22 protein-coding genes and 2 pseudogenes are annotated in these 26,661 nt (G+C 53.7%); 14 read left to right on the forward strand and 10 right to left on the reverse strand.

The features are described 5' to 3' along the window. Positions 1-303: 303 nt before the first annotated feature. The 6 genes from AB1E33_RS19145 to AB1E33_RS19170 all read right to left on the reverse strand — a co-directional run bounded on the left by AB1E33_RS19145 (position 304) and on the right by AB1E33_RS19170 (position 4,729). On the reverse strand, positions 304-1,260 hold the full coding sequence (locus AB1E33_RS19145) for a radical SAM protein (RefSeq protein ID WP_372578875.1): 957 nt from the start codon (positions 1,258-1,260) through the stop codon (positions 304-306). Between the two features lie 12 nt (positions 1,261-1,272). Next, entirely contained in the window at positions 1,273-1,569 is a 297-nt protein-coding gene (locus AB1E33_RS19150; RefSeq protein ID WP_372578876.1) for a hypothetical protein, read from the reverse strand. 51 nt (positions 1,570-1,620) lie between these two features. Then, complete coding sequence (locus AB1E33_RS19155; protein ID WP_372578877.1) at positions 1,621-1,944, reverse strand: hypothetical protein; 324 nt, start codon at positions 1,942-1,944, stop codon at positions 1,621-1,623. 83 nt (positions 1,945-2,027) lie between these two features. Then, positions 2,028-3,131: a hypothetical protein gene (locus tag AB1E33_RS19160; RefSeq protein WP_372578878.1), complete on the reverse strand. Its 1,104-nt coding sequence runs from the start codon at positions 3,129-3,131 to the stop codon at positions 2,028-2,030. 11 nt (positions 3,132-3,142) lie between these two features. Continuing rightward, a complete protein-coding gene (locus tag AB1E33_RS19165; RefSeq protein ID WP_372578879.1) occupies positions 3,143-3,445 on the reverse strand; it encodes a hypothetical protein in 303 nt (100 codons plus the stop codon). Between the two features lie 351 nt (positions 3,446-3,796). Then, a complete protein-coding gene (locus AB1E33_RS19170) occupies positions 3,797-4,729 on the reverse strand; it encodes an IS5 family transposase (RefSeq protein WP_372578880.1) in 933 nt (310 codons plus the stop codon). 65 nt (positions 4,730-4,794) lie between these two features. Here AB1E33_RS19170 and AB1E33_RS19175 point away from each other — a divergent pair. Then, a pseudogene (locus AB1E33_RS19175) lies at positions 4,795-4,953 on the forward strand (ATP-binding protein); the annotation flags it as partial. Positions 4,954-5,074: 121 nt separating this feature from the next. On the opposite strand, the pseudogene AB1E33_RS19180 reads toward AB1E33_RS19175, so the two are convergent. Then, positions 5,075-6,630, reverse strand: a pseudogene (locus AB1E33_RS19180) (ISL3 family transposase). A gap of 880 nt (positions 6,631-7,510) precedes the next feature. On the opposite strand from AB1E33_RS19180, the gene AB1E33_RS19185 reads away from it, so the two are divergent. The 5 genes from AB1E33_RS19185 (at position 7,511) to AB1E33_RS19205 (ending at position 15,931) form a co-directional block, all read left to right on the forward strand. After that, positions 7,511-8,869 carry a tetratricopeptide repeat protein gene (locus AB1E33_RS19185; RefSeq protein ID WP_372578881.1) on the forward strand — a complete coding sequence of 453 codons (1,359 nt, stop codon included), beginning with the start codon at positions 7,511-7,513 and terminating at the stop codon, positions 8,867-8,869. A gap of 251 nt (positions 8,870-9,120) precedes the next feature. Continuing rightward, complete coding sequence (locus tag AB1E33_RS19190) at positions 9,121-10,128, forward strand: phosphatase PAP2 family protein (protein WP_372578882.1); 1,008 nt, start codon at positions 9,121-9,123, stop codon at positions 10,126-10,128. A 6-nt stretch (positions 10,129-10,134) separates the two neighbouring features. Continuing rightward, the gene (locus AB1E33_RS19195; protein ID WP_372578883.1) at positions 10,135-12,210 is read left to right on the forward strand and encodes a S8/S53 family peptidase; all 2,076 of its coding nucleotides are present in this window, start codon (positions 10,135-10,137) and stop codon (positions 12,208-12,210) included. A gap of 293 nt (positions 12,211-12,503) precedes the next feature. Next, positions 12,504-14,705 (forward strand): hypothetical protein, encoded by a 2,202-nt coding sequence (locus AB1E33_RS19200; protein WP_372578884.1) that lies wholly within the window; start codon positions 12,504-12,506, stop codon positions 14,703-14,705. A gap of 131 nt (positions 14,706-14,836) precedes the next feature. Continuing rightward, complete coding sequence (locus AB1E33_RS19205; RefSeq protein WP_372578885.1) at positions 14,837-15,931, forward strand: hypothetical protein; 1,095 nt, start codon at positions 14,837-14,839, stop codon at positions 15,929-15,931. Positions 15,932-16,022: 91 nt separating this feature from the next. On the opposite strand, the gene AB1E33_RS19210 is transcribed toward AB1E33_RS19205, so the two are convergent. Then, on the reverse strand, positions 16,023-16,982 hold the full coding sequence (locus AB1E33_RS19210; protein ID WP_372578886.1) for an IS5 family transposase: 960 nt from the start codon (positions 16,980-16,982) through the stop codon (positions 16,023-16,025). A gap of 214 nt (positions 16,983-17,196) precedes the next feature. On the opposite strand from AB1E33_RS19210, the gene AB1E33_RS19215 reads away from it, so the two are divergent. Beyond that, complete coding sequence (locus AB1E33_RS19215; RefSeq protein ID WP_372578887.1) at positions 17,197-17,376, forward strand: hypothetical protein; 180 nt, start codon at positions 17,197-17,199, stop codon at positions 17,374-17,376. Positions 17,377-17,493: 117 nt separating this feature from the next. Beyond that, a complete protein-coding gene (locus tag AB1E33_RS19220) occupies positions 17,494-17,913 on the forward strand; it encodes a DUF3010 family protein (protein WP_372578888.1) in 420 nt (139 codons plus the stop codon). 314 nt (positions 17,914-18,227) lie between these two features. Here the strand turns inward: AB1E33_RS19220 and AB1E33_RS19225 are convergent, their stop codons facing one another. Both AB1E33_RS19225 and AB1E33_RS19230 read right to left on the reverse strand, forming a co-directional pair. Continuing rightward, positions 18,228-19,289: a flavin monoamine oxidase family protein gene (locus AB1E33_RS19225; RefSeq protein ID WP_372578889.1), complete on the reverse strand. Its 1,062-nt coding sequence runs from the start codon at positions 19,287-19,289 to the stop codon at positions 18,228-18,230. 622 nt (positions 19,290-19,911) lie between these two features. Next, positions 19,912-20,802, reverse strand: coding sequence for a MurR/RpiR family transcriptional regulator (locus tag AB1E33_RS19230; protein ID WP_372578890.1), 891 nt, complete (start codon positions 20,800-20,802; stop codon positions 19,912-19,914). A gap of 189 nt (positions 20,803-20,991) precedes the next feature. Between AB1E33_RS19230 and AB1E33_RS19235 the strand changes: the two genes are divergently transcribed. From AB1E33_RS19235 to AB1E33_RS19260, 6 genes are all read left to right on the forward strand, one after another. Further along, positions 20,992-22,020, forward strand: coding sequence for an ABC transporter substrate-binding protein (locus AB1E33_RS19235; RefSeq protein WP_372578891.1), 1,029 nt, complete (start codon positions 20,992-20,994; stop codon positions 22,018-22,020). A gap of 73 nt (positions 22,021-22,093) precedes the next feature. Then, entirely contained in the window at positions 22,094-23,497 is a 1,404-nt protein-coding gene (locus AB1E33_RS19240) for an amidohydrolase family protein (RefSeq protein WP_372578892.1), read from the forward strand. Further along, complete coding sequence (locus AB1E33_RS19245; protein WP_372578893.1) at positions 23,497-24,309, forward strand: ABC transporter ATP-binding protein; 813 nt, start codon at positions 23,497-23,499, stop codon at positions 24,307-24,309. Before AB1E33_RS19240 ends, AB1E33_RS19245 begins: the two co-directional genes overlap by 1 nt. Further along, a complete protein-coding gene (locus AB1E33_RS19250) occupies positions 24,309-25,058 on the forward strand; it encodes an ABC transporter permease (RefSeq protein WP_372578894.1) in 750 nt (249 codons plus the stop codon). Before AB1E33_RS19245 ends, AB1E33_RS19250 begins: the two co-directional genes overlap by 1 nt. Next, positions 25,055-25,852 carry an ABC transporter permease gene (locus AB1E33_RS19255; RefSeq protein WP_372578895.1) on the forward strand — a complete coding sequence of 266 codons (798 nt, stop codon included), beginning with the start codon at positions 25,055-25,057 and terminating at the stop codon, positions 25,850-25,852. The genes AB1E33_RS19250 and AB1E33_RS19255 overlap by 4 nt, the downstream gene beginning before the upstream one ends. Continuing rightward, positions 25,849-26,541, forward strand: a complete 693-nt coding sequence (locus AB1E33_RS19260; RefSeq protein ID WP_372578896.1) for an HAD family hydrolase — start codon at positions 25,849-25,851, stop codon at positions 26,539-26,541. Before AB1E33_RS19255 ends, AB1E33_RS19260 begins: the two co-directional genes overlap by 4 nt. Positions 26,542-26,661: the final 120 nt, after the last annotated feature.

Consider the following 26,661-nt stretch of genomic DNA (forward strand, 5'->3'; position numbering starts at 1 on the left):
ACAGTCAGATCGCTGAAGCGAAAATCGCGTCAAAGGCGCTCAACCGCATGACTTCTCTCGGTCGTGCGGCGTATGAGCGTGTCGTCTGAAGTGATGGGGTAAGGGGCAAATCCGCCTCAGTCCTGATCCATGCAACACAGCCGTTCTTCGCCAAATCCAGGCCAATCATGCTAATCTCATCCATAGACGCCTCCATTCAGGTTGTTTGCAAACCCACAATGGCACACCAAGGCCAGCGGGGGCGTCTACACCTTCAGAGCCTTCGTGTGGCATGACATCAGCGGGGAATGGGGCGGTCACCCCTCAAGCGCGAGTTACGCAACAACGCCGGTACGACGCGGCGCATAGCTCAGAATAGTACGATGTTGCTAGACCTTGTTTACAGCGGTCAGCAGCCAATTTTAACAATTCTCCTAAGGGTTTTGTAACAAAGGGATCAATAGTGCTTTGATGTATTGTACCCAGCCTGAATTTTCGGTGAATTCCATAGGCATAGGGAAGTAAATCGCCCTGCTCACTAAGCACTAGAGGTGTGATAAGCTGTCCGGTGGCTTCTAGTTGTTGTTTGAAGTCGATATTGGAACTGACAGTGGCATCGCACTGAAAAGTGACGTGAGGCCAGGCATATTCAAGGGCTCGAGTCATCATAATAAGACGCACCAAAGCTTCATCATCCAGTTCATTCAAACCGGACCAGGCAGTTTCTTTCGCACGACCTACGGCAGCGATTGGGTGAAACTGTATTCTGGAAGCTCCTGCAGCGGCTAGTTTTTCGGTCAACGTAGGTAGATTTGGCATGCTAAGCCGGGTAGCAGAGATTATCGCACCAACAGTAAGCCTGCGACGCTTTAATGCACTTAACCCCGCCATTGCGGCTCGGAAAGCACCTTTGCGTCCGCGAATTTTGTCATGCAACTCTTCGGGTCCATCAAAACTGACTGCGCAAAAATCGACCGCGCTTTCTGCGACAGAATGAAGAAGGTTTTTGATGTTCCAACCGTTGGTAATCACTGAAACCTTATATCCTTGGCGGCTCAAACCTTTGCACAACTCTGCAAATTCTGAATGCAAAGTCGGTTCGCCACCCGAAAGACTGGCCCAAACGTAGCCAAACGCGCGCAACCGATAGGTTGCGCGCAGGATATCATCAACACTCAACTCATCACGCAGCCTCGGTCCAGACGTTGAGTAGCAATGAGCGCAGCTCAGGTTGCAAAACCTAGTTGGATGAATATGGATAATCTTTTGCTTAGTCAGCATGGCGTCGCAACGTCAAAATGCTTGTGTCAAACGCACGCGTGTACGGTCGTCCAGGACGATCCCCTCCGGAAAAATTTCGATAGATCTGATTGGGCCCGTCGCAACGTCGACAAGTTCCGTCAAATCGAAATCTGTCAACCCTCCTTCAATACCGATGTCAATACATATACCGTGCGTACAAACGTCGACGCCGGTCACTGGAAACTTGGAACGCTCTACTGCTTCGGCAACTGCCACCATCTGTTCATCGTCAAATTTGTTACTCGCCAGCAGTTCCGCTACTCGCTTCATGATTTCTTCGTTCGGCATACCTAAAGTTCCTTTCTTTCTTTTAGGTGGCTTTCAATTGAGCCAGGTATCTCAATGCGCCTCGGACACGTTTAATTGTAAGATTTGCGTTCCTTCCCACATAATGGCCACATGGAAGTATTGGCCTTTTGAAGCATGCTCTTCGTGTCGAGTTTCACGATAGCCAATCACCTCTGAGCCGACGCCGACCTGTTCGATCGTCAAGTCGAGGAGAAAAATGGTCGGATTGGCACCTTGAGGTACGGTCCGAGTAAGCTTGGGGTGCATGTTGTCTGCACTCGTTTCGACTTTTCCGACAACGATAAGCTTCGGGTCACTGCCAGGCATGAGATTTATCCAAGCTGCAAAATCCTTGGTGTTGGGTGGGTTAGTCATGACGCTCCTTTCGCGAGTTGCCCTTGCCCGCCTAATTTGGTTAACTCCGTCGGGCGGGATTAGATCAGAACCGGAGTCAAGGTTCAGAAAGCGATCCTCAGCGAGAGTCCGAGGCCGTCGACCTTGGTGAGACTTTGAAGGCTGCGGCCCTTTGAGTAAGAGAGAACTACTGAGTTCTTGGTTTGCTCGTCGATGAAAACACCCAGTTGCGCGTTGGCAAGCTCGGCTGTCCTGTCGTTTGCAACGTCGTAGTAGTAGTCATACGCAAGGGTCGTGAAAAACTGGCCAACCTTGGCATTCCCCATCACGCGCGTGTACGAAAGATGCCCTCCCACCCAACCGTACTCGTCACCGGTAACAAAAGAAGTTCTCCCAGCTTCTTGAACGTTCTGGTATCTCACCTGCCCATAGAAATTCCACCAATAGGTTGCGGCGTCTCCTTGGCGGGCAGGATAGGCATTAACGCGCATTTTGGTGCTGATCGGTCTCCAAGTGGCGGATAGACCGTAGATTTCAGCTTCCCAATCAAAATCGGTTGTAAAAAACGGATTAATCGAAACATGATGTAACTCGACTTTTTTATTGCCAGTGTACTCAAATTGCGATTTGACGCCAAATGTCAGACTGCTTTCACCTTTTTCGGTCGAAGTACCTTCTCCCTGAAATTCCAGATACGGCGCAAATGCGCACCCAGACAGTGCTCCTTTGCCGGTTCCTCCGCATCCGGGTCTGGTATAGGCGAGCCATGCAATTGCGCCCTGAGCACTCCAGCTTGAAGTGTTTGTTAGGTTGTCTCGCCCAAAAGCAAAACTCGCACCAGCGTCCGACGCAGCGACCCGATTGCGGTTAAGCAAAGAAACATCTTCGATGCTCTCCCGTAGGAAGAAGCGACGATCTGGGTTGTTGTCCTTGAACAGGGATTCCTCAATAGTAAGCCGAGTTAATTGATCCACTGGGATGCCTTTGCCAGTCGGGGCAACCTGTTCATCAATTAGCAATACGAGTTGCCGTCTGTTTAGATCTCCTCTTCTCGTGGCAAGTTCTTGCAATTCGGGACCAGGTTCGATCCAACCGTTGTTGTTGGAGTCAAGAGATTTAATTTCCTCATTGGTCAAGGCATACGCCATTGATCCGCATGTTGCGGCAGCAGAAACCGTTGCAATTGTTCTGGCTAGAAAATAGATCATCAAACCCTCCCTCAAGTTAACTCGACAGACTGGTTGCGATCCTCGTAGTCTTTCACGATTATAATCATCAGATCAGTTACGGTGCTGGTGTCGTTGGGTATGTCATTGGCGCGAATGTTTAGTCCGTCACCCGAGAAGCCCGGCTTGGTGTTGAGAGAAATCGCAAATGCCTTGTAAGCCGCAATGCCACCACCGATGTAGTTACTCAGCGGGTCATGTTTTCCAATCTGGCCTGAATCTATCCCAGCAAAGGCAGCGAGTTCACGATAATACCATTTGCGTATTGTGCTGTAGCGTCGTGGTTTGAGCGGCATTGTGGCACCTCTTTCAATTTACACCTCTGTGAGATCTTCGGCGTTTCCACTTCCGCACACTCGAGCCTGAACTGACCTGAGAAAGTTGGACAAGTCAGTTTAGGATCAGTTGACGGGCGAAAGCCCAAACGTTTCCTGGGACTTTGATATTGAGGCACTGTTAAAGCAGCGCGAATCTTCTGTGATGCGCTCGTTAAAATGACGTTAATTTGACATCCCGGAAGGAATTATTAGTGACCCACCGGCAATCGGGGGGAATTCCAACAGCAATCTGAATTTCTGATGAGAGCATCAGAGGGCGTTGTTGCGTAACTCATGCGTAAGGCGTGACCGCCCCTTTCCCCACTGATGTCATGCCACACGAGTGATTTTGGCAGTGCCGAGAGCATTGAACCGGTTTATGATTGCGACGCGGATGTGGATTTCTGCGGTTTGTCGGTCGGGGTCTCTTGCTGAGATGCGCTCGCCGAATGCCTTGAGGCACCGCATCTTCGCCTCGACCCGGCTCTGAGCGTGATATCCTGTCCAGCGCTTCCAGAACGCCCGACCGTAGTGGAAGGTGGATCGCAGTGTTTCGTTCCTGACCCGAGCTGCAGAGCAGTTTTCCTTCCACGGTCGAGCGTTCTTGCGGATCGGAATGATCGGGGCGCCCTCACGCTCGACGATGGCGGTGTAGCAGCGGCGCGTGTCGTAAGCGCCGTCTGCGGTGACGGTCCCGATCTCGTCATCCGTCGGGATCTGGTCGAGCAACTCTGGCAGCAGCGGGCTATCGCCATCACTGCTTGGAGTGAACTCGACGGCGCGGATGTCGGAGGTAGCCGTATCCATGGCCAGATGCACCTTGCGCCACTGGCGACAGCCCCGAACGCCATGCTTGCGGGCTTGCCATTCGCCATCGCCGAGAAACTTGATACCAGTGCTGTCGACAAGAAGGTTGAGCGGGCCGTCGGCACGGCGATACGGAATCTGAACGGCAAGGGTCTTCTGTCGACGGCTAAGGGTGGAAAAGTCTGGCACAGACCAGTCCAACCCAGCCAAGCTCAAGAGGCTGGCGACCATCCCCGACGCCTGTCTCAGTGGCAGCTTGAACAGTACCTTGATCGAGAGGCAGAATTGGATCGCCGCATTCGAAAAGACCGGCGAGCGACCAGGCCGACCCTCATGCGCCGCCAACCAGGTCATGTCCTTATCCAGCCAGACAAGAAGTGAGCCGCGCTTCTTGAGCGCGGCATTGTAGTCAGACCAGTTCGTGACGCGGTAACGGGCGGTTGATAGCTTACTCATTCGCCCCGTTTAAACATATGGATTCGCGTTGTGAATCATTCAAAGAGAAAGTTATGCAACAACGCCGGACCTCGATCATCGTGACGACCAACCTCGAATTCGGGGAATGGCCTTCGGTCTTCGGCGACGCGAAGATGACCACTGCGCTGCTCGACCGCCTGACCCATCACTGCGACATCGTCGAAACCGGCAACGAGAGCCGACGCTTCAAGACCCGTGAATGACCAAGACCCCGCTGGCCCGATACCGCTTCGCTGTATGGGGGCTACACCGCATCGGGCCAGCTACCCATGCGCTCCAATGGGGTCATTTTAGGCTCTGACTCAGAGTTGATGCACCTTGACACTATGATGCGGCGACAAGGCGCGCCCTGAGCAGATCGATGTTCGCACGACCGTACATCTGGCGTTTCAGCGTTTTCAAGCGATTGATCTGACCTTCGGTTTGCCCGTTTGACCAAGGTTCCCGCAGCGCGGCGGTAACGGCATCGTAGTCGCGTCGGAGGCCGCGGGCGAAGGACGCAATCAGACTGCCTTCGGCCACGTCGAGCCAAGCTGCCAATTCGCCCCCACGTGCATTGCGCACCATGTCGGTGAACCGGTCTGTCAGTTCTCGGGCGGCTGTCAGGGTTGGCAACGCAGCTTCGATCCGCGCGACCTGAATCGCGTCGGCCCTGGACAGGTGATCCCGTCCCACAGTCAAGAGTCGCGCAATCCTGCGGGCGGGTGGTGACTTGACTGTTCCGGACGGCACAGCTTGCTCGGCGCGGCGCTGGCGTGTCGCCCATTCGCTGACGACCCGGAGACTGCCCTGAAAGCCATCTGCCCGTAGTCGGCGCCAGAGCTCTGCGCCATTCCGGCAGCCGCCGCCCCATTCCCGTTCCAGCCGCGGCAGCCAAGGTGTCAGACTGCTCTCCCGGATGCGAAAGACGTCTTCGCGTTCACCGCGGATGATCTGACGGACCAAGCCGCGACTGAGCCCGGTGAGACGCACAATCCGCTTTATTGGAGTACCATCGTCTGCCATCCGACGAACCATGCGGTTGGTCTGCTGACGGCGTTGAAAACCCTCGTATTGCAGCTTTTCCGCCGCAGTCAACAGCTTCAGATCGAGCGACTTCGCCCCGATTGCCTTGCGGATGGCGGGCATGCTCTGTCGCACTGCGGTCAGGAAGGCGGCGCTTGCATTCTCAAGCAGATGCCAACGATCGGCGACCTGAACCGCTTTTGGCAAGGCGCGTGTGACGGCGCCGCCATAGCCGCCATTGCGATCCCGGGCGACGACCTCAATACCCGGACGCGCACGGAGCCAGGCCTCGACCGTGGCGGGCTCGCGGTCCGGAAGAAGGTCGACCACCCGGCGTCGCTCGAGATCGCAGATCAGCGTGCCGTATCGCTGGCCTTTGCGCCAGGCCCAGTCGTCGATGCCGATGACGCGGAGTTCACTGCCCGCGGCTTCGGTCGTATCTCGAACGCTGCGCAGAAAGGTATCTTTGCTGACCGGCAGCAAGAGCCGTGCGGCAAGCGCCTGTGCTGGTCGCCCGCCCAGTGCCAGGCCAAGGTGTCGAACCAACCCTTGCAAACGGGCGGTGCGCCGCGCATGCGGTCGCGTCACGGCAGGTGAAAACCGCTCCGCGAATATCTTCGCAGGGCAACTCATGGCGCGGCAACGAAAGCGGCGAACCAGCAAGACCAGCTCCACCGGCCGGCCGTGCGCGGGAGATCGGTTGGTCGGCGCCGATACTTGCTGTGAAGATGACGTGAGACAGTGCCACAATGCGGACAGGCCGCCTTTGCGTCCCAAGAACGAGCGTGAACCCGGATTGTATTGCCATCAAGCTCAACCTGATCGGCCTTAAGCCCTCTCGGCAGAAATCCTCGGCGCGAAAACCATGACGTCATTGGCAACCTCCATCAAAGACTGCCAAAATGTAGTGCTAATACCGTACAACTGCACCAAATGTGCGACAGAGCCATTTTTGGATGCCGATAGGGGATCAAGATCGCGCGCCGATTGACAGTTCAATCTCCTTCGAGACGGTATCGATCCGATCATCTAGCCAGAGTCGGTTGCTATACAGACCTATCAGGATTGCCCGCACGCGCGACATCATCGGGTTCGATCGACATTCTGCGGCATCGTCGTAGTTCGGTCTGCGAGTTGCATAAGCAACTCGACAACCTTACACGATGGTTCCGGGAGCCCGGACTGCGCAAGAACACTTTCCGATAACAAAGGTCTAATGTCCTTCCATTTGACGCAGAAATCGCTGAGGTCACGCAGGTCCTCGAGTTGCTTCGTGGCCAGAACCAAGTCGTCCGAATCATTGATTTTCAACGCCGTCACCATTTCGACTAGAAATAACACGCTCAATGATAGTGCCGAATATTTTCCGGTTGTGGCGTTAAACTGACGTGAAAACTCTGTTAACCTACTTCACAGAGTAGCTTTTCTGTCCTACCAACGTTGGTAGGGGTTAGTTTTATGCGACGTTTGCTATTGTCGGTTAGGCTGTTTGGCGCTTTCGAAGCGAAACTTGGTAACGAAAAGTGCCTCCCGGTCAGAAACAGAAAACTTCAGGCGATGTTAGCGTTGCTAATCTGCGCTCCGGATGGGCGCCGCTCCCGCTCTTTTCTTAGATCGATGCTCTGGCCGCAAGCGTATGACGAACAGCGGGCGAGTAATTCTCTCAGACAATGCATTTCGAGTCTGCGGCGATTATTGGGCGAAGCAAGTTCAAGCATTCTTGACGACAGCGATCGCGGGTGCGTGAAACTAAATATGGAGCACGTTGAGATAGTTGGGACGCTGCAGGATGGTCAGTTTCTAGAGGGAATTGATTTGGCGAACCTGTCCGAATTCGAAGAATGGCTTCGCGAGCAGCGCGCGGTAATTCGAACGAGTTCCCGGAAACTTTCGCATTCTTCACGCGAGCCTGACAGTTTGCTTCCCGCAATTGCTGTTTTGCCTTTCCTGTCCTCGCAAAATGACAGCGAAGATATCCCACTTGGTGATATGCTGGCCGAAGAAGTGTCCCGCTCTTTGTCCAAATCGCATTTTGCGCGCATAAAGTCGCATTTCTCTTGCCGCAGTATTGATGCGCGGCGTGTGGTGCTCAACGAGTTGACGGATTTGCTGGGCACAGACTATGTCGTTTCTGGTCTCCTGTATTGCCGCGCTGAAAGATTTTTTCTGAAGGTTGATCTTGTCGACGTCGCGTCTGGAGAATTCATCTGGTCCACCGAATTTTCAGGTTGCGTAAACGAATTCTTCGCAGGTCAATCTACTGTCGCGGCTGATATTGCTCTGGCCGTTTCGAAAACGCTGCTGCGGCGTTCGTTCGAAATCGTAAGTGCGGAGCCCCTGCCGGACACAAAGTCACATTGCCTATTCATGTCCTCGATCGCGTTATTGCACAAACAGGATATTGCCAGCAGCGCAAGATCACGAGCCTATTTCGAAGAATTGGCACGCCGTGCGCCCAATAGCTCCCTGGTACATAGTTGGTTGGGGTTGTGGTATGTGCTTTGCCTGTCTCAGGGTTGGCATGACAACACGGCACTTGATGCGAGTAGGGCAAAGGACTGTACGGCCAAAGCTCTCGATCTGAATCCGACTTGCTCGTTCTCTCTCGCGGTCGATGCGGTAATTGAAAACAATGTCTTGAAGAATTACGATGAAGCGCTCAATCGTTTTGACTTTGCGTTGGATCTTGATCCAAACAATGCCTATGGACGATTGTTCTCTGGGGTTGCGCGGGCATTCCAAGGAGACCACGAGAGAGCGGTTGAAGATACGCAGAAATCGCGTTTCTTGTCGCCTCTAGATCCTGGCGCCTACCTCTTTGACACGTTGTCGGCAACTGCTGAGTTGTCGGCGATGAACTTTGAAAATGCGTTGAGGCTGGCAGAGCGCTCCTACCAGCGCAATCCGATGCATAATTCAACCCTGCGTGTACGCACGATCGCTCTGCACGGCCTCGGTCGTTTAGAGGAGGCGCGGCAATCTGCCGAGGAACTCGCCACGCGCGAGCCAAACCTAACCATTGAAGGATATCGGCGCTCTCATCCTGCAGCAGCCTTCGAAACCGGTAGGCGATGGGCCGAAGCATTGGAAGAGTCAGGAATTAGAAAGTCTTAGCAGCCAAATTGGAAAGGGGGGACGCTATGCCATTTTCGACGGGAGCCACTGGTGCAACAGGTGCGACGGGAGCCACTGGTGCAACAGGTGCGACGGGAGCTACTGGTGCGACGGGAGCGGCTGGACCGGGGGGGGGGGCGTTCTCACCGGGTCTGTCCTTCGGGATAACGACCGCCCGCGATGGCATCATAGGCGCTTGGCAGGGGCCTAACCGGAATCTGCATGACAATTCAGCAGGTGACCCGAACAACATGGCGCAGTGGCCCGGTTGGGCGCGCAGCTATGTCGTTCAAACTGACCTGCTGGCTACTCTAATTTTCGAGGAGGTTCCTGACGAAAACGCCGATTTCCGGATCCGCCATCTTGAGCCGCGCAATCAGATCAGTGGTTCGGTGACATTTGACTCGTCAGAGCTGTTCAGCTTCAAACGGCCAAGCCTGACCGAATTCAGGCGCCAGTTGGATTATGTGAACACTTATTCGGAATTACGGTTGGATCGCTCAGCCGAAATCCTGAGCCAAACCGGGTACCCTGAGCACTTTCATGGCGTAATTCTTGGACTGCATCCTGATAGGACGCGGTACACGTTGGAATTGATGGCCATGGCGCAGCTTTTTGCGACAGGAGTCGCTCAGAGGGTCAAACATGCCCTTGCTTGCAAGCGGCCGGATATGTTCTCAAGCCAGATTCAGCCCATGATCCCCATGCCCGGTCATGGAACGCTCCCGAGCGGTCACGCCACCGAAGCATTTACCGTGGCCCGCGTAATGTCCCTCTTGGTTGATGATCGCGCGGATACGGATGTTGGTAACGGTGTCCAGGACCAATTGATGCACCAAGCAGAGCGCATTGCGATTAACAGAACCATAGCGGGTGTTCACTTCCCCGCGGATTCGATCGCCGGAGCAATGCTCGGCCTGGGCCTGGGCGAGTACTTTGTGGCGCGCGCGAACGGGCTTGGCGTCGGCGCATCTAGGGGCAAGAACCGTAATGCCGGGCAGGCTTATACAAAAACCATTCGAAACCGGGTTAAGCCCGCTCGTTTCGATGGCACGAATATCAGCAGCCTTGATTTTCGTATGCGTGACCTTTTCAGGTCGGGTGAGCGCCAAAGCTTGGACAACGAAAGCAGCGTTCCTGTTGTCGAACTTTTAGAAGCGGTCGAAGTCTCCGAACGTTCAATGTCACGGCCCCTGAGATGGCTCTGGGAGCGTGCCAAGGAAGAATGGCCCGCGCGAACAGCATCAGACATGTGGTGAACATCCATGACAAAATACCGTTGGGAACACTTCCCGGAAATTCAGCTGGGAGCATACACAAACCCGTACACCGTTTGGTTTGAGGTTGTCGGTCGCCGCTACAAGAATAGTCAGCCCGGAGATCGCAAATGCCTGCCGGATTTGTGGATCGTGGACTACGCACCGAAACTTGAAACCAATAGATCATGGCGTTCGCTTGATGCGTGCGACCAGTTGGGCGCGCTTCGGATCGAATCCGAATGTCCGATAGATACCGACATCGATACACTGAAAACCACAGCGACAAGCGGGAAACCCGTCGATACACATACTTGGCACCGTGCGCCATTGCGGGCGGAAAGTGTTCCTGGAGCGTATAAGTCCTTGGCGCCTTGCCCAAAACCGGGAGCACCATGCGACAGGAACTGCAAGGTCAAAACTATTGTCGCAATTATTGATGATGCGACAAACTTTGCGCACCACAGATTCAGGTCGGGGGACGGGGGGTCACGCGTCGACTATGCCTGGGTTATGGATGGCACAGCGCCGCGTGACCGAAACTCGGCAACCGTCCCCTTCGGGCGTGAATGGTCGAATAAGGAGATTGCAGACATACTAGATGACGCGTCGAATGAGAGTGATGTTTTGCGTCAGCTAGAGTTAGAAGACTTTGCGCAGAATGAAACCATCGCATTGTCAAAACGGATCAGCCACGGCACACACATAATGGATCTTGCGGCTGGTTTCGAGCCTGGCGAAGACATAGGCGACAGCCACCGTATCATCTCGGTGCAGTTACCGCGCCGGGTCATTCTGGAGGCATCAGGGGCAGTTTTGCACCTGTTTTTGAAAGCTGCGACACGGTATGTTGAAGCGCGCTCCAGAGAGATAGCGAAACAAGCAGATACCAAGAGCCTACCTCTGATCATCAACTTCAGCTATGGGCTTGGGGCGGGCAGCCATCGCGGTTCACATCCGATAGAGAAATGTCTCAGCGAAATGACCGCGAACAGGGACACAGCTGACCCAATCAATCCGGTGCAAGTGGTGCTCCCCGCTGGAAACCGGTTTCGTGCGGACGGGCATGCGCGGCGGGTGGCCGACAGCCCGGGAGCGGAGGCGCTTGATCTTGACTGGATGATCCCAGCTGATGATATCTCACCCAACTTTCTTGAAATTTGGCTGCCTGCCGATGCGGGAGAGCCTTGCGTCGAGATTGTTTCACCTGGCCAACCATTTGGGGGAGCCGCACGAATTGACCTTGATGGAGGGGCCCTGGCGCTTGCGAGTGGCGATACCGAAGCCCCCGACTTCGTCGCATGGGCGGGGGCTGATACTGAAACCGATGTCATGGGCAATGGAATTGGTCGGATCAGAGTGTTGGTGGCCGTTGCACCGACCAGGGTTAGCCGATCAGATGCACCTCCGGCCCCCCCAGGTATCTGGCAAGTCAAGGTATCAGCCACGCTCGCAAGCAAGCAAGACATAAGTGCGTGGATTCAAAGAGATGACAGGCTTTTTGGGTATCGCCGCTTGGGGCGGCAGTCGTATTTCGTTGACAAGAAGATTGTTCCAGAACAGCTGTTGATTCAGGAGCTCGAAGAGTTTTCAAATGTTCATGTCACAAATGGAAAAATTTGTGGATACGGATCACTTAACGGTATCGGAACCAACGGCAACGCATTCATCGTTGCTGGCTATCGTTGGAGGGATCAAGCGTCATCCCATTATTCATCAGCTGGCTCTGGAACGGTCAGATCGCCAAGTTTGTCAGCGGTAAGTGATCGTTCTCGGGTTTTGGCCGGTGTCCTAGCGGCGGGCAGTCGATCAGGAACCAACGCGGTGCTGAATGGGACTAGCGTTGCAGCGCCTCAGGTCGCCCGGGCTCTGGCGCTGAGATTTGTAGATGACCAACCAAGCCAGGCCAAAGAATTGACATCCGTCAATCTCGACACCGAACAAACCAGTGCTCCGACACCCGTCGAGCGCAAGGCAAATGAGCTTCGTGGCCGCAGAGAATTGCTCACTCCACAAGACAGAGTCAAAAGCCAGATGGCTCATTCGTTCGCCGAGGATCGCCTTGTAAGAGATCGAATTGGGTGAAAACAAAGTAGCGCTATTGGAAGCGCACGGCTAATCATTATCAGTCCCGTAGCTCCAGACGGGTAGCGCGCCAGAGGCCTGGCACGGGACCGCATTTGATCACGTCGCCGATAGGTGGCAGAACTCTTGTGTTAGCGGCGGGGCCAAGCAAATCGCTTGGCAAGCAAGCGATTTTTCACGCTGGGTTATCATCTGAATCACGCTGATTTCACAGCTAGAATGCAAATATTTACAAGGTTTTTCTAACGACCTTATTGCATGCGGCACGAACGTTATTGGAAGGAGAGGTGATCATGGCCTCGAATAATGAGAATATGGAGCAAAAGAAAGCCACTTGTATTGCGATGCGTGGAAACAAGAGATGTGCCCGAACGACGGCAGAGGATGGTGCGGGCATCCTGTGCGACCAGCATCTGTTATTGTACTGCAGAGGAGCTGATCTTAGGTACACCACGGAGCGCGGTGCCGCCGAAAACGCTGCGCTGCGATTGCTTAGACGGCAGATTAATGAAACACCTTTCTTTTTGAAGTTTTCGACAGTTTTGGCCGTGGTTTTTGCCGTTTCTCTTTTTGTTATCGAGCATATCCAGATCGCGATATCAAAGGTACCCACCACATTGACCATTGGCGGCTTTGATGTGACCGCTGCTGCAATTCACAATGCAGGGCTGGGTGTCTTGGTTTTTCTTTTTGCACTGCTTGCGCTTGGACTAATCATCTCGTGCATTTTTTTAACGTATTTCCTGGGCCTTTTCATCCGCTTCTGGGGTCCGGCCATTGCGATGCTGTCCTATGGACAGTTAGCAAGATTTCTCGGCTACCTGATCCAACCGTGGAAGGCAAACGCCGCACTTACTGCCCGGAACCGACAGCCAGCAAATGATGTTGGTTGGTTTAGGCGTGCTCTGAATCGAATTCGACCGGGGTTGCAGGCTGAGCGCGATGACGCCCTTGAGGAATATGTAAAGTATCGCGGCGATGCTCAACGAAAACTCAAGGAGGCAAAAAAAGACTCCCAGAACTTACTTCGTTGGCTCCTGAATTGCGTCGTCCTCGGCCAAAAGAGCCATGGGCAGGTGATTTTTGGAAGGTTTATTTCGATTGCACTGATTTTCACGATCGCGCTCATCTTCGCTACGGAAATCGCGTATTATAAAGAAGGACAAATTAGCAAGCTGGCAGTGGAGGAACGAGACGGACCCGCTGAAAGTCTGAGAGTTGTCGAGCTCAATCCGATTTCGGGGAAAATAGTTAGCAAATTACTTTCGATCGGTTTTCTGGGGCAATTGACAGCGCCGCTGCCTGAGATAGGTAGCATGACGTTCGCCCGTCAATCAACGCCCAGATCGACCCACATGGGTGTCGAGCCCTCTACTACCGGGCACGGCGGATTCCGCACTCTAAGACTGATTCACATCAGAAATTTCGGGGATTGGGCCTGGGTGGCCCGGGTGGAGAAACCCGATGAGCGCGTTCTGGTTCGACGGAGCACCATCCTCGAATTTTCGGTGGATCCTGTTCCAGAGTCCAACACTCCTAAATCTCCTGCCGCAACTGGTAACACTCTGTCGCTGCTAAACGGAAATCGGTTGAATTTGGACTTCACCTTTCCCGTTGTCGCTCGGCAAGAGCCAACCGACAAGGCAACAATAGAGGATCTCAGGCGTAGGATTGACCGTTTGTCGTCACGCATCGATCGTGCAAATGCAATGGTGAACACACTGTCGCTTGTATCTTCGCTGGACCGACGTTCTCAGCCAGAGCTTGTAACCGTCATAAGCCGAATGGCAGAGTTGCAGAAGCTTCTGGTTCAGGACATCCGGAAGATACGCACAAATCAGAACTGGCTTGCCGCAACGGCGCTTGGTATCTCGGCAAGGCTGGCCGCCGTTCGCTATGGGATTTCAGAATTCTTTCCGCAAGCCAAACCTCCTAAAGGCCAGAGCGCGGGAACCCCAGGGGGCCAATATGATAGTGTCATCCAGGAAGGCATGTCGGTCAGAGTGTCCGGCATTGTCAATGATCTATTGCGCCGGAACGGGGAAAGCTATTTGCCTGGATGTGCGAGGGGCGAGGTTGAAACGATTGGGTATGTCGATTTTGACGAAAATCACGTGCGCATTTCAACCGAACCGGCCGATATTTTGGGCGCTATTAACAAACTGGACCGCATCGCAAAAGACGACACTCAAATTCAGATAATCTTTCTGCGTGGTGGCGCCAGCTATACGGGATCTCCCGAGGCAAATATGCGAATCTCGGAAGCGCGCGCGGAATGGGTTAAGCACCAATTGCTAAAAGGGCTGGTTGGAAGTACGCACGGGGATCCAACCGGCTTGGAGCATATTGTGCGGAATGAGCGCGGATTGACTCTGATTGCGTTCGGTGTGGGCGAGCGTTTGCACCATCCGAACTACAGTTCGCGGGCGGTGGAAATTATTCGCTGCTCCTCCGAAGCGCCCGATAGAATGGCCTTGCAGGCCAATCTCGAATGACTAAGGAATGTCTGCTGCGGTTCCGCGATTATCGGCGTGGGAGTTCCTTTATTTGATCGCATCTTGGGGCTCTCATTGCGCGGCACTGAAGAAAGTGAAGAACGCCAAAACATAAATTGAAGGTTGAGAAGATGTCTAACACCGGTAATGATGAATCCAATAATTCAGAAAAACGGTCTCTGCAATTGTGGGTATCGCATTTCATATTTGCGCTGAGCCTACTATTTGTCGCTGCCCTAATATGGAACAATCCAGATGTCCTGAGTGATCATCGATTTGTTCTGCCGATATTGATCGGGATGATCGCGTTCCCGTCTCTCATATTCACAATCGTATACTGCTTTAAGGCCCTGTCGGCCTCTGGCATGGTAAGCAAATATCACGCATTCGGGCTGCCGCCAGGGTCCATACGTGCAATCCTCGCCATGGGATTTATTGTTTTAGTGCTTGTGTTTGGCATCTATCTGATCACCGAGGTCAGCTCTCCCCAGCGCCGCGTACTCGTCGATACCGAAGTTGTCAAAGCCGGTGACTTTCGCCCGAAGGGACAGTCGGCTGACGATAAGAATGAGACCGACGCGGCATACAAAGAACGGATATCGAATGCCGAGCAGGCCGTTTCAAAGGGACAAGAGTCGCTCAGGGAAGCCTATGGTCAGGGTTTTGTGGTCAAGTCCAACATCGAAGATGGATTCACCGAACTCAATGTCTACAGGCTCGACAATGGTGAACGTGTAGCCACGCTTGCACAACAGATCCTGACCATGCTCGCGACCGCGCTAACAGCTATTGTAGGTTTCTATTTCGGAAGCCGCACAGCGAATGAACCCGAGCAAAGCAACTCCATCAATTCCAAGGAACATGAAGAACTAAGACAGGCGAAAGAGAAGCTCGCGTCTCTGATCACCATCGCACGACAGAGCATTGTCAACATCCAGCCTTCGTTCCAATCCTTCAAGGACTCCGCAGAAGGAGGAGACGTCAAGCCCGAGCTCATCAAGCGGATAGATCAGCGTATAGCCCGCGATAGTGCGGAATTGGACAATATGGAATATCTTGCCAGCGGATGGGGTGTGGGGTCTGCTGAACTCAGAGAAGCGCTCGGCAGATGTGATTCTATTTCGAAGAGGTTTACCGAGCTCAAGGAGTTACTTCTGCGCGCTAGGGAGAGTGACTCGGATGCGCTTAAGGACGAAATTGAGGGATTTCTAGACAAAGCCAATTAGGTAGGAGGGAACTGTGTTGCACGGATCGTTCGCTCAACGGCTGTGTTGCATGGATCAGGACTGAGGCGGATTTGCCCCTTACCCCATCACTTCAGACGACGCGCTCATACGCCGCACGACCGAGAGAAGTCATGCGGTTGAGCGTTTTTGACGCAATTTTCGCTTCAGCGATCTGACTGTCGAAATCACGCGCTTGCAGGCGATCTCCGATAGCTTGTTTCCATCTGCCGATCTGGGCTTCGACCCGTGATCGCTCGTTGTATCCCGTCTTCGTTTGCCAGTTCATTCTGCCATTTTGAGCGATGACATCGATGTGGTGGTTGCGTTGTGCGTTCTTGCCGTGAACCGCGTTTTTCGGCGGAGGAATAATGATCTCAACCTCGTGTCCAAACTTCTCAATCAGGCAGTCAACCACCCCTTGGCCGTCATACGCACCATCCGCCAGAAACCGGCTCACATCGTCATCAATGTCAGTGAGCAAAGCTGACAGTGCCGTTTCATCGCCCACATGTTCAGTGGTCAACTCCGTCGCGGTGATTTCGCCCGTTACCGGATCGAGGGCGATGTGGAGCTTGCGCCATGTTTTGCGGGCCTTTTTGGTGCCGTGCTTCTCTTCATGCCAGCCGTTGTCGCCACGCACTTTCAGACCCGTGCTGTCCACAATGAGGGTGGTTGGTTTACTTGCAGCTCGCCGGTTTTGGGCGAGCTGCAACCCCTTGCCGCGTCGCGACAGGGTCGAGAAATCTGGCACCACAAGCTCCATGCCCATCAGCTTGGCAATCGACCGCATGAAGCCCTGAGTTTGTCTCAATGCAAGCCGAAACACTACCCGCAGAGTAAGGCAAATCTCGATTGCCAAATCAGAGTAACGCGGCTGACCACCGCGTGTCTTGCGGCGTGGCGATGACCAATTCTGTGCCACATCATCTGAAACCCAGATCGTCACGTCACCTCGACGCCGGAGACTTTCATTGTATTCCGAGCAGTTCGTGACCCGGTACTTAGCTTTGGGAAACTTATCGCGACGGGCATCATTGAATTTGTGGGGCATCGACCGTCGCTCACGTCACAGAAAACGCTGAGAATACTTTGAGCGACCGATCCCTGCAACACAGTCCCAAAGGTGCAATATGCCGGCGAAAATTTGCGACAGATCTCCACATGTTGCTATAATCGGGCGGCTCATCCATGCTCGAGATCAACAAACCCGTGTGCCAAAATTCGTCAGGATTTGACCACGTCAACTTGGACCAGGGAGAATGCAGATGCTGACAGAAGAGGATCGCGCCGCCCATCTCCTTGGACTGAAGGCAAAGATGAGGGAGCTGGAAGTGCTGTTCGAGGAAACGGAAAGCCGCTTGGGAGAACTGACCGTTGAAGAGAAGAGCCATCTTAAGGGGCTCGCAAGCGCCATCGAATATCAGGCGAGCAAGCTAAAAGCATAGCCTTGAAGGGCTGTAGACGACATGTGCGCAATCCCACAGCGCAGATACCAGCAACCGTCGCGAGACGAATTCAATAAATCAGCAGTGGAGCACCCCAATAGAAATGAATAGCGGCACATGAGAGTTTGCGGGTGTGAGATTTCTGCACAGGAAGTGAGATTGGCCGTCGTCTACCAGGACGAAGAAGGCAATGTGGCGATGCTTCCATTAAAAACCACAAGAATCGAACTCGAGGACGATACATCTGAAGCGGATCTGAGATCGTTTCTGGCATCCCTTCATGAGTTTGCGCGTGCCAACGAAATAGTGACCTTTGCAATCAAAACGCGTGCAAAAAAGGGCCGGATGGCTGGTGGTGCCGTGTCCTTCAAGATCGAGACCTTGATCCAACTCGTAGAAGGATGTGACACCAGGTTCGTTAATCCGGTAGCGCTCTCTCACTTCGCCAAAAAAGAAGTCGAGGCGTACCCTGAGAAGCTTCTGGTCTATTTAAGGAACGCCTTCCTTGCTGGTGCGTATGCCTTGATCAAGAATTAGTTCAAGGTTGTTGGCCCGGTAGCATGTCACCGTCGATCAAACGCAGGGCAAGCCATTGTGAATACAGGTGGTCAGCGTCCTGAATGATTTCATGTCCAAGTCAGAGAACACCTTTGAGGGCGTCAAGCCGCGTCGAAACGAAGATGCATAGCGTGAAGCTGATGGACCAATACGGCATGGAGCATTGCTCGCGCGGTGAGCTTGTTCTGTGCAGGTGCACGGTGCCGATTTGCTGTCTATTCCGTACCAACGGGTGACCTGGTGCTCCGCTTTAGCTAACGGTTAAGCAACTTACGCCTCATGTAAAAAAAACGTTAGTGCTCTTGGAGCTGCTCAATGGCTGAGATGGCCGAGAATGCGGCGCCGTGGACAGTGGCTTGAGCGTCATCGCCAAGGGCTTCACCGGCGAAAAACACCTTTCCTTCAATCGGGGCGAGGATTTCCGAGATGTCTGACGCGCTTTGATTGTCCATTGAATAGCTGCCGAAGATATGCGGCGCCGCGCTCCAATTCTGCGCGCGGGCCGCAATGAAGTTGTCACGCACGGTGTCGCCAAAAATCTCCGTGAGCTCGTCAAGAACGGAGGTGATGAGGGCCGCATCACTGAGTGCGGTGCGCGGCATGTTTGTGTCCGAAACGCTGAAGAGCCCAAGAATATTCTCCTGGATCGGCTTTCGGAATGACGCATCGTAGTAAATCTTCTGGCTCCAGGCATCTGATAGTGCCGTCAGCCTTGATCCGAATAACAGAATATCTGGGTAGAACCTTTCCCGGAAGGTGCAAAAGACTTTTAGCCCTGCGCCAAACTGCACGTCTTGTAACTGATCCAGTGGTGCTGACGCATAGGCCCCGGAAAAGCTGAGCGATTTGTTCTTTAAGACAGACAACGGGACGGTCACGAGAAGCTTATCCGCATCAAATGTTCGCCCCGATCTGCTGACGGCCCGAACGCCTCTACCATTTGGCGCGATCTCGGTCACGGCTGTGTCGGTTAGGATGACCTCGGCCACGCGGGGCAAGACATGCTGCTCAAAGAAGCCGTACCAAGTCGTATCCTGGAACTTCACTTCGCTATAGGCGTGTCGCAACACATCCAGAGACCTTAGCGCACCCTTATGCCAAAACTGATAGGACTGCGGGGTATAGTCGATCGTTGTGATGCCCAAATCCGTTGCGCCAACGCCAAGGATCTCACCCAGTACAGTGGGGTCGTCGTGAATCCACTCGGCGCCTAGGTCCAGCGGAACAGACGCAAGGGTTGTATCCTGCATGACCCGCCCGCCCCAACGATCCGATGCTTCGAGCACACGCACATCAATACCAGCCGACAGCAGATGGTAGGCGGCTGTCAGGCCAGCAGCGCCCGCACTGATCACCAAGACGCTCTGTGGGGACCGCGCGCGCAGATTTGAAGGCGCAGCCAGACCCGCAGCAGTTGCCAGCATCGAGAAAGAGCGCCGGTCCATCATGGCATGATCGTGATCCTCCTAAATCGAATTATCAAGAGTCCTTTTCGTCATGGTTGTTTTCCAGAAGCGGACGTCAGTACATCCTGCGGCATCAGCTACTTTGAGCTCACGGCCGTCATAAAATGCGGCGCAGAATGTACGTGAGATTGGTCGCGGTGCGCGATGCCGACGGCCCAGAGCCGACCTTGAGTATTGTCTTTGATCGCTGCAGTCGCAGCCCGCATTCCGGACATTCGCCGGGGGCGCAAATTTAGGGTTGGTCGAACTCACGCAACGCAGGACATAGCTGCGATTTGACCAAAACGATCCAATGACTGTTCCTGTCGCACCCCAGACATATCCGTTCGGGTGTGAAGTTCTAAATGCTAAGCGCGTTGTCTTGTTCAAAATAGCAAACCAGAGCGTACGACCAAGTTTACAAACCGGCTTAGAATTTTAGGGTGAATTCGTACGCTTTGGACTTACACAGTCCAATCCCCACTTTTACGAAAACCAGGAATTAGTAGTTTTTCCAACGGTCGAATTGTTTTCAGGCTCGAGAATACCAGGGCAAAGTGAATTCTGAAAAGGCCAGTTCGTTCTCCGGCGCGTCTGGCAACCGATAGGCGACAGCAGCAACAAGTGCCTCGATAAAGGCCAAAATCGTTGAGTCCGAGGTCTGGCCCGTAGTCAATCTCTTCGAGTTCAATAGCAGTATCTGATCTGCCACCGAGGCCAGAGGTGAACGCAAATTGTCAGTAATGCCAAGCACCGGCACCCTTCTCTCTGAGACAAAGCGCACCAGTTCAATGGTGTCTCGATAATATCGGGGAAAGGCAATTGCTATAACAAGGTCATCCTCATCGTAACGGAGAAGTTGCTGGGCAGCGCCCACAGCCCCGTGTGCGCCCGCACTGCTGAACACATTGCCTCGAAAATGCTCAAGGCCAATGGCAAGAAGAGCAGCCAGATGGGCCGAGACATTTGTTCCAACAACATAGATGTTTCGCGCCTTAATGATCCGGTCGACTGCCTGATCAATATCTTCAGCGCCGATGTGACGCAGGCTGGAAACGATGTTTTGCGAGACCGCTTTCAGCTCCGAACTGAACACGTCATGCACCGAATCGAACTGCAAGCTGCTTTTGCGGATGTTTTCGTCCGCCGCGTTCCCTTCTCGGAAACTCTGGAACAAATCTGATCGGAATTCGGAGTATCCTCCGTAACCGATCTTGGTCACGAACCGATGCGCTGTCGCAACCGACACACCAACTACCGAGACCGCACTGTGAATGGAAAGGCTCGCAACCTCCAGCGGGTCTTCCAATACGAAATCTGCAAATTTCTTCATACTTGCAGTGAGTTGCGGATACTCCGCAGTAATTCTGGCAGTCACTCCAAGTTGGCTAGCGTCTTTTTTTCTCGCGTCATTCTGCAACATTCCAGCCCATTCCCATACATGTCTCGCATTCGCCAAGAACAGTAACAATTGTTACACTGCAACGCAATTGTGAAACTTTTTATTGCAAAAACGATGTCCTGCTGTAATAAATGTTTCATGCAGCGGAATTCTCAACTTCACAGCAACCACAGAGCAGCGCGTTTGAGAAGTCACCCAACGGAGGAAATTATGACCAAACCTACATTCAACAGCCGTCGCCACTTTCTGAAAACGTCAGCTGCACTGGCTGCGGCTCCTCTTATGGGCGCAACACCGGTTTGGGCCGCAGGGCAGACGCCAGTCACATTGGGGCTCGGCTGGGTGCCAAACGTTCAGTATGCCGGTCACTGGCTGGCGTTGGAAAAGGGCTATTTTGCCGATGAAGGCATCGAGTCTTTGGAAATCCCTGGAGGCCCCAACGCGCCGAACACGCTGGTTTCCCTTGCCAGCGGCAGCGCGGATATCGTCCATTCGAATTGGCTTTCGCTGCTGGATGCCCGCGATAAAGGAAATGATTTCAAGATGTTTGCCGCGAATTTCCCTGTCAGCCCTCTGGGTATCATGTCGATGGCCGGCAAGCCTATTCTGAAACCCGAAGACCTGGTTGGCGCCCGTATCCTTACACAAGTCGCTAATGACAAGACTGTCATCGACACCATCCTGGAACTGAATGGACTACCCAAGGAATACACCATTGTTCCGGCCGGCTTTTCGCCAGAGCCCTTGTTGGCCGGCGACGGCGACGCCTATTTCTGCTTCGTGGTAAACCAGCCCATTACATTTGAAAATATGGGATTGAAGAAAGGTGAGGATTTTCACGTCGTAACCATGGCTGAGCTTGGCTACTACCAGCCTGGAGCGGCGTTTACGGCCTCGACCTCTTACCTCGAAGAGAATCGCGAGCTGATGGTGAAGTACCTACGTGCAGAAATGCGCGGCTGGCTGGCCAATGACGCAGATCCAAGTTTGGCCGCCAAGCTCGTAGTCGAGAAATATGGAGCCGATTTGGGCCTTAGCGTCGAGCAGCAAACTCGTCAAAACGAGCTGCAAATTCCGCTAACGCTGTCCGAGGACGGAAAATTGTTCTGGATCGATCCCGAACTGGTTGCTGGCAAGATGTACGACATTGCCCGCCTCGCGGGACGCAACAATCTCCCCGAAGACCCATCAGAAGTCGTGGATATGAGCATACTAGAAGAGGCTCTTTCCACCATCTGATGTGACCTTCTACCGGCCACGGTTGTCTCTGTGGCCGGCCTTTCTGTTGCACCGTGAAATCGGAAATTGAGTGATGAACGATATAATTGCCCCTCTAGAATGTGACACGCTGGTGATCGGATGCGATGTAGTCACCCTCGACGGAAAGAAGACCGTCTTGCCGGATGGCGCCATCGCCATCAAAGACAAGCGCATTGCATGGATCGGACCGGCCGCAGAGACGCGAAAGCATGTACAGGCGTCGGATGTTCTGGACGCCGGTGGCCAGATTGCCATGCCCGGCATGATCGACGGGCATTTCCACACAGCGCAGCAATTGCTTCGCGGCAAGCTTAGAGCGATGGTGCGCGATGCTCCGCTAAAGATCCCTTATTGGAAGAACTACCTGATCCCGTTTGAGAGTCTTCTGAGCCCGGAGGACGTTCATCTGTCGGGCCTAATAGCTTACACAAACATGATCTCGGTCGGCACCACATGTTTTGCTGAAGCAGGCGGTCCGCACCCCGATGAAATGGGTCGTGCTGCATTGGAGACTGGCATTCGTGGGCTGATCTCAAAATCCACCATCGACAAGTCCACTTCGATTGGCTCATCGGTTCCGGACAACATGATGATGGCGTCCGATGACGCACTTGCCGCCAACGTCGCGTTAGTTGAACGGTGGAGAAAGCAGGACCAGGACCGAGTTAAGGCGTGCTTGTCGTTGCGCCAGATCATTGTCTGTTCGCAAGGACTGCTGCAGGACATGTCTGGTGCCGCACAGGAGTTGGATGTCAAGATCCACACCCATCTTTGCGAAGGCACCTACGAAATTGACTACGCTCTTGAACATCACGGTTGTCGGCCCGTGGAGTATCTAGAAAGCCTCGGCATTCTGGATCACCACTTGCATTGTGCACATTCCGTCCTGCTGTCCCCCAACGAGGTCGATCTTTACGAAAAGCGGCGCCCCTCGGCCTGCCATTGCGCGTTCAACAACTACGCAATGGGGGCACCACGCGTCATGGAAATGTGGCGCCGCGGCATAGACATCGGGCTGGGCACGGATGGTGCCAGCACCTTTGGAACATTGGATATTTTCCGTGTCGCTCATGCTACGCTCATCGGGCAGCAGGCCGTATCGGGTACACCGTGGCACATGCGTGAAGCCATGTTGGCCAACGAAACTCTCGAGATGGCGACATGTGGCGGTGCCCGGTCACTGGGGCTGCAAGATCAAATCGGATCATTGGAAGTCGGCAAAAGGGCAGACATTCTGCTGGCGCGTCAGGATCGCATCGATCAACTTCCAAGCTACGATCCGCTATTTACAGCCGCAAACAATGTCGTTGGACAGGACGTGCAGACAGTCATCATTGACGGTACGACCGTAATGAAGGACCGCGAGATCCTGACAGTTGACGTGGACCGACTCAAGCATGAACTGACCGAACGACTACCCGGGATCATGACCCGTTTCGAAAGGATGGTTGCGTAATGAACCAGCAAGCTTATGACAGCGTAAACGCCGCGGACACTGCGATATCTTTTTCCAACATCGAAAAGTCTTTCGCCTTGCCCGGCGGCAAGAAACTGACGGCTCTCGGCGACGTCTCTTTTGATGTCCGCGAAGGGGAGTTCATTTCGATCATCGGCCCAAGTGGCTGCGGCAAAAGCACCTTGTTGCGACTGATCGCCGACCTTGATACTCCAACCAACGGCACCGTCTTGGTAGAAAACCGGGCGCCGAATGAGCTGGTTTCCGAGCACCGATTAGGTGTCGCCTTTCAGGAGCACGCGCTGCTTCCCTGGCTCACTATCGTGGACAATGTGGCGCTTCCTGGCAAGCTATCGGGCACGTCAGTCGACCCCAAGAAAGTTCAGGAACTCATCGAACTGGTTGGCCTGACCGGGTTTGAGAAAGCGTATCCCCGGCAATTGTCAGGCGGCATGAAGCAGCGTGCGTCCATTGCCCGGTCACTAGTGCTGGACCCTGATGTCTTGCTGCTTGACGAACCTTTTGCTGCGCTCGACGCCGTGATGCGGCGCAAGATGAACATTGAGCTGCAACGCATATGGTCCGAGCGTCAGGTCACGACGATGCTCATCACGCACGGTGTGGATGAAGCCTTGTTTCTGTCCGATCGCATTGTGGTTTTGTCAGCCCGCCCAGCCGGCGTTACCCGCATTGTGGATGTTCCTTTCGAACGTCCACGCGATCCTTCTATCATGCGTACAGAGTTGTTCCATGATCTGCATGACGAATTAACCGAGATGCTCCATTCACCCGGAGCGGATGGAGAGGATTGATGTCGGAACGTGCAACAACCATTTTCTCCGGAGCATTGGGAGTGTTCCTCTTCCTTCTTATCTGGGAACTGATTGGCCAGTATCAACTTGTTGGTATTACCTGGCCGCCTTTTACTGTTGTTATGGAGTATCTGTTTGATCCTTCCCGCAGACTTCTGTTCCAACGCGCCCTGTCCGCGACGCTATCGTCCATGTTTCTTGGCTATGCTATTGGCGCTTTTGTCGGACTGGGTCTCGGTGTGATCACGCATCTGTTCCCGTTGCTTCGGGCTGGCGGCGATCGTCTGGCTGCTGTGGTCAACTCGATCCCAGCCATCGCTCTGGCACCGCTATTTGTCGTCCTGCTGAGCCGCGGCGCAGCGCCGCCGGCCCTTGCCGCAACTGGATCGTTTTTTGTGTTCTATGTAGCGGGCACATCCGGGCTTGGCAGCGCTCTGCAGTCACAAGTTGATCTGGCGCGGGTTCAGGGCGCAGGCCGCTGGCGGCGCTTCACGAACATTGATTTGCCAATGGCATTTCCCACAATCATTACTGGCATGAAACTTGCCATGCCTGTCGCCCTGATAGGCACCATTTTAGGCGAATGGTTTGGTGCGCCACGAGGTATCGGAATTCTGATTGTCAACGCGATGCAGAATTTCCAAATCCCTTTGTTATGGTCTTGCGTCGTGCTGGCAGCCACGATCTCACTCTCATTGTTTGCACTCTTGACCATAGTCGAACGTGCAGCGTTTCGGAGGTACAGATGAGGACGGAATCAACAGGTTATACCAAGACCAAGCCCGCAAATCCGGTTCTGAGTGTTGTCGCGAAGTTTCTACAAAATTACTGGGGCATACTCCTTGTTCTGGGTCTTTGGGAGGCGGTGGTCATCGGTCGCCAACTCAATTCGATTGTTCTTCCTACTCCAGAGGATGTTGTCCTGGCAGTGATCCAAAATCCGATCCTCTACCTGACAAATTTCCTAAGTACGGCCTGGGTGGCTTTGGTCGGTTTGGCTATCGGTGCAGTAATCGGCACAACCCTAGCCATCATCAGTTGGTCGTCGCGCATTCTGAGTGGGGTATTGACGCCTCTGGGCTTGATGTTTGCTTCCATTCCTGTCGTGGCCATCATTCCGATCCTGGCGCGTCTTCTGGGGTACGAAACCAAGACGGTGCTAGCGATTGTGTCGATCTTGTCCTTCTTTCCCTTCTTTGTTTACACCTCTACGGGCCTGCGGATGCTGCCACCCGGCGGCCACGACCTGGTATCGGTGATTGGTACGTCCCGGCTGCGCTACCTAAGGCACCTTTCCCTGCCTGCGGCTTTGCCAAGTTGGTGTACAGCTATGCGGCTTGCCGGACCCAATGCCGTTCTTGCCGCCATGGTCGCTGAGTTCTTAATGGCGACCCCTGGCCTGGGGACATTGCTCAGCCAGGCAAGCGAGGACTTGAACAAAGCGGTCGCTCTTGGCGCAAGTTTGGTTGCGACGGTTGTTTCAGTCATGTTGTTCCACTTGGCGCAACACCTCGAAAAGCGTGTTCATGCGGCTTGGAAATGAACCGTGGAATCAATGCTGTCTTCTCCGACTTGGGATCGGCTTGGTGTTTGAAACACATTGTTTGGGATTGGAACGGTACCTTACTCGATGATTTTCGAATTACAGCAGAGATCGCGCGTCGCGCGGTCTCGCTTGCCGGTGGGCCCGATCTTGATAACACTTCAATACGGTCTGCATACACCCGACCGGCATCCGACTATCTATCAGCTCTGACTGGGCGAACGGTGACAGAAAGTGAACTAAAGGGTTTTAACGCGCTTTATGATCAGCTTTACGTACCTGTCATGTATCGCCAGACCTTAGCGAACGACGCTATTGAAGCAATCGACCTGGCAATGCTCCATGGGTGTGGTCAATCTATTCTATCTATGGCGCCGCATGGCCGTTTGATCAAACTATTGCAGCATTTTGGCATTCATGATCGCTTTAAATTGGTAGAAGGGCGAACACCAGGTGCCCCTTCATACAAGACGGAACGTATAAGCAGCCATCTGAACAGAATGGGTCTCACTCCCAAGGAAGTTTGCTTGATCGGCGACACTATAGAAGACTACGAAACTGCGAGACTGATTGGGTGTCAGGTTGTTCTGGTTACAACTGGCATGCAATCCGAAGATCGGTTGAGGTCAACTGGTGCTCTTACACGCGGGAGTCTTTTTGAAGCAGTTGTGGCCGCATTGGCTAAGTAGCTGAAGCAGGGTGCTTGCAATAGCGTTCCAGGTGTCACTGGATTCCAGCGGCTCTGATGATCTTCCCTTTAAGGCAAGATGCCAGACAAAGTGTAGGCTCTACCTGCTCGACCACCGCGC

This window comes from Ruegeria hyattellae (assembly GCF_041537925.1).
Lineage (GTDB): Bacteria > Pseudomonadota > Alphaproteobacteria > Rhodobacterales > Rhodobacteraceae > Ruegeria_C.

Coding starts and splice junctions, on each gene's coding strand:
- AB1E33_RS19145 (WP_372578875.1), bottom strand. CDS start 1,260: ATGCTGACTAAGCAAAAGATTATCCATATTCATCCAACTAGGTTTTGC.
- AB1E33_RS19150 (WP_372578876.1), bottom strand. CDS start 1,569: ATGCCGAACGAAGAAATCATGAAGCGAGTAGCGGAACTGCTGGCGAGT.
- AB1E33_RS19155 (WP_372578877.1), bottom strand. CDS start 1,944: ATGACTAACCCACCCAACACCAAGGATTTTGCAGCTTGGATAAATCTC.
- AB1E33_RS19160 (WP_372578878.1), bottom strand. CDS start 3,131: ATGATCTATTTTCTAGCCAGAACAATTGCAACGGTTTCTGCTGCCGCA.
- AB1E33_RS19165 (WP_372578879.1), bottom strand. CDS start 3,445: ATGCCGCTCAAACCACGACGCTACAGCACAATACGCAAATGGTATTAT.
- AB1E33_RS19170 (WP_372578880.1), bottom strand. CDS start 4,729: ATGAGTAAGCTATCAACCGCCCGTTACCGCGTCACGAACTGGTCTGAC.
- AB1E33_RS19185 (WP_372578881.1), top strand. CDS start 7,511: ATGGAGCACGTTGAGATAGTTGGGACGCTGCAGGATGGTCAGTTTCTA.
- AB1E33_RS19190 (WP_372578882.1), top strand. CDS start 9,121: ATGGCGCAGTGGCCCGGTTGGGCGCGCAGCTATGTCGTTCAAACTGAC.
- AB1E33_RS19195 (WP_372578883.1), top strand. CDS start 10,135: ATGACAAAATACCGTTGGGAACACTTCCCGGAAATTCAGCTGGGAGCA.
- AB1E33_RS19200 (WP_372578884.1), top strand. CDS start 12,504: ATGGCCTCGAATAATGAGAATATGGAGCAAAAGAAAGCCACTTGTATT.
- AB1E33_RS19205 (WP_372578885.1), top strand. CDS start 14,837: ATGTCTAACACCGGTAATGATGAATCCAATAATTCAGAAAAACGGTCT.
- AB1E33_RS19210 (WP_372578886.1), bottom strand. CDS start 16,982: ATGCCCCACAAATTCAATGATGCCCGTCGCGATAAGTTTCCCAAAGCT.
- AB1E33_RS19215 (WP_372578887.1), top strand. CDS start 17,197: ATGCTGACAGAAGAGGATCGCGCCGCCCATCTCCTTGGACTGAAGGCA.
- AB1E33_RS19220 (WP_372578888.1), top strand. CDS start 17,494: ATGAGAGTTTGCGGGTGTGAGATTTCTGCACAGGAAGTGAGATTGGCC.
- AB1E33_RS19230 (WP_372578890.1), bottom strand. CDS start 20,802: ATGTTGCAGAATGACGCGAGAAAAAAAGACGCTAGCCAACTTGGAGTG.
- AB1E33_RS19235 (WP_372578891.1), top strand. CDS start 20,992: ATGACCAAACCTACATTCAACAGCCGTCGCCACTTTCTGAAAACGTCA.
- AB1E33_RS19240 (WP_372578892.1), top strand. CDS start 22,094: ATGAACGATATAATTGCCCCTCTAGAATGTGACACGCTGGTGATCGGA.
- AB1E33_RS19245 (WP_372578893.1), top strand. CDS start 23,497: ATGAACCAGCAAGCTTATGACAGCGTAAACGCCGCGGACACTGCGATA.
- AB1E33_RS19250 (WP_372578894.1), top strand. CDS start 24,309: ATGTCGGAACGTGCAACAACCATTTTCTCCGGAGCATTGGGAGTGTTC.
- AB1E33_RS19255 (WP_372578895.1), top strand. CDS start 25,055: ATGAGGACGGAATCAACAGGTTATACCAAGACCAAGCCCGCAAATCCG.
- AB1E33_RS19260 (WP_372578896.1), top strand. CDS start 25,849: ATGAACCGTGGAATCAATGCTGTCTTCTCCGACTTGGGATCGGCTTGG.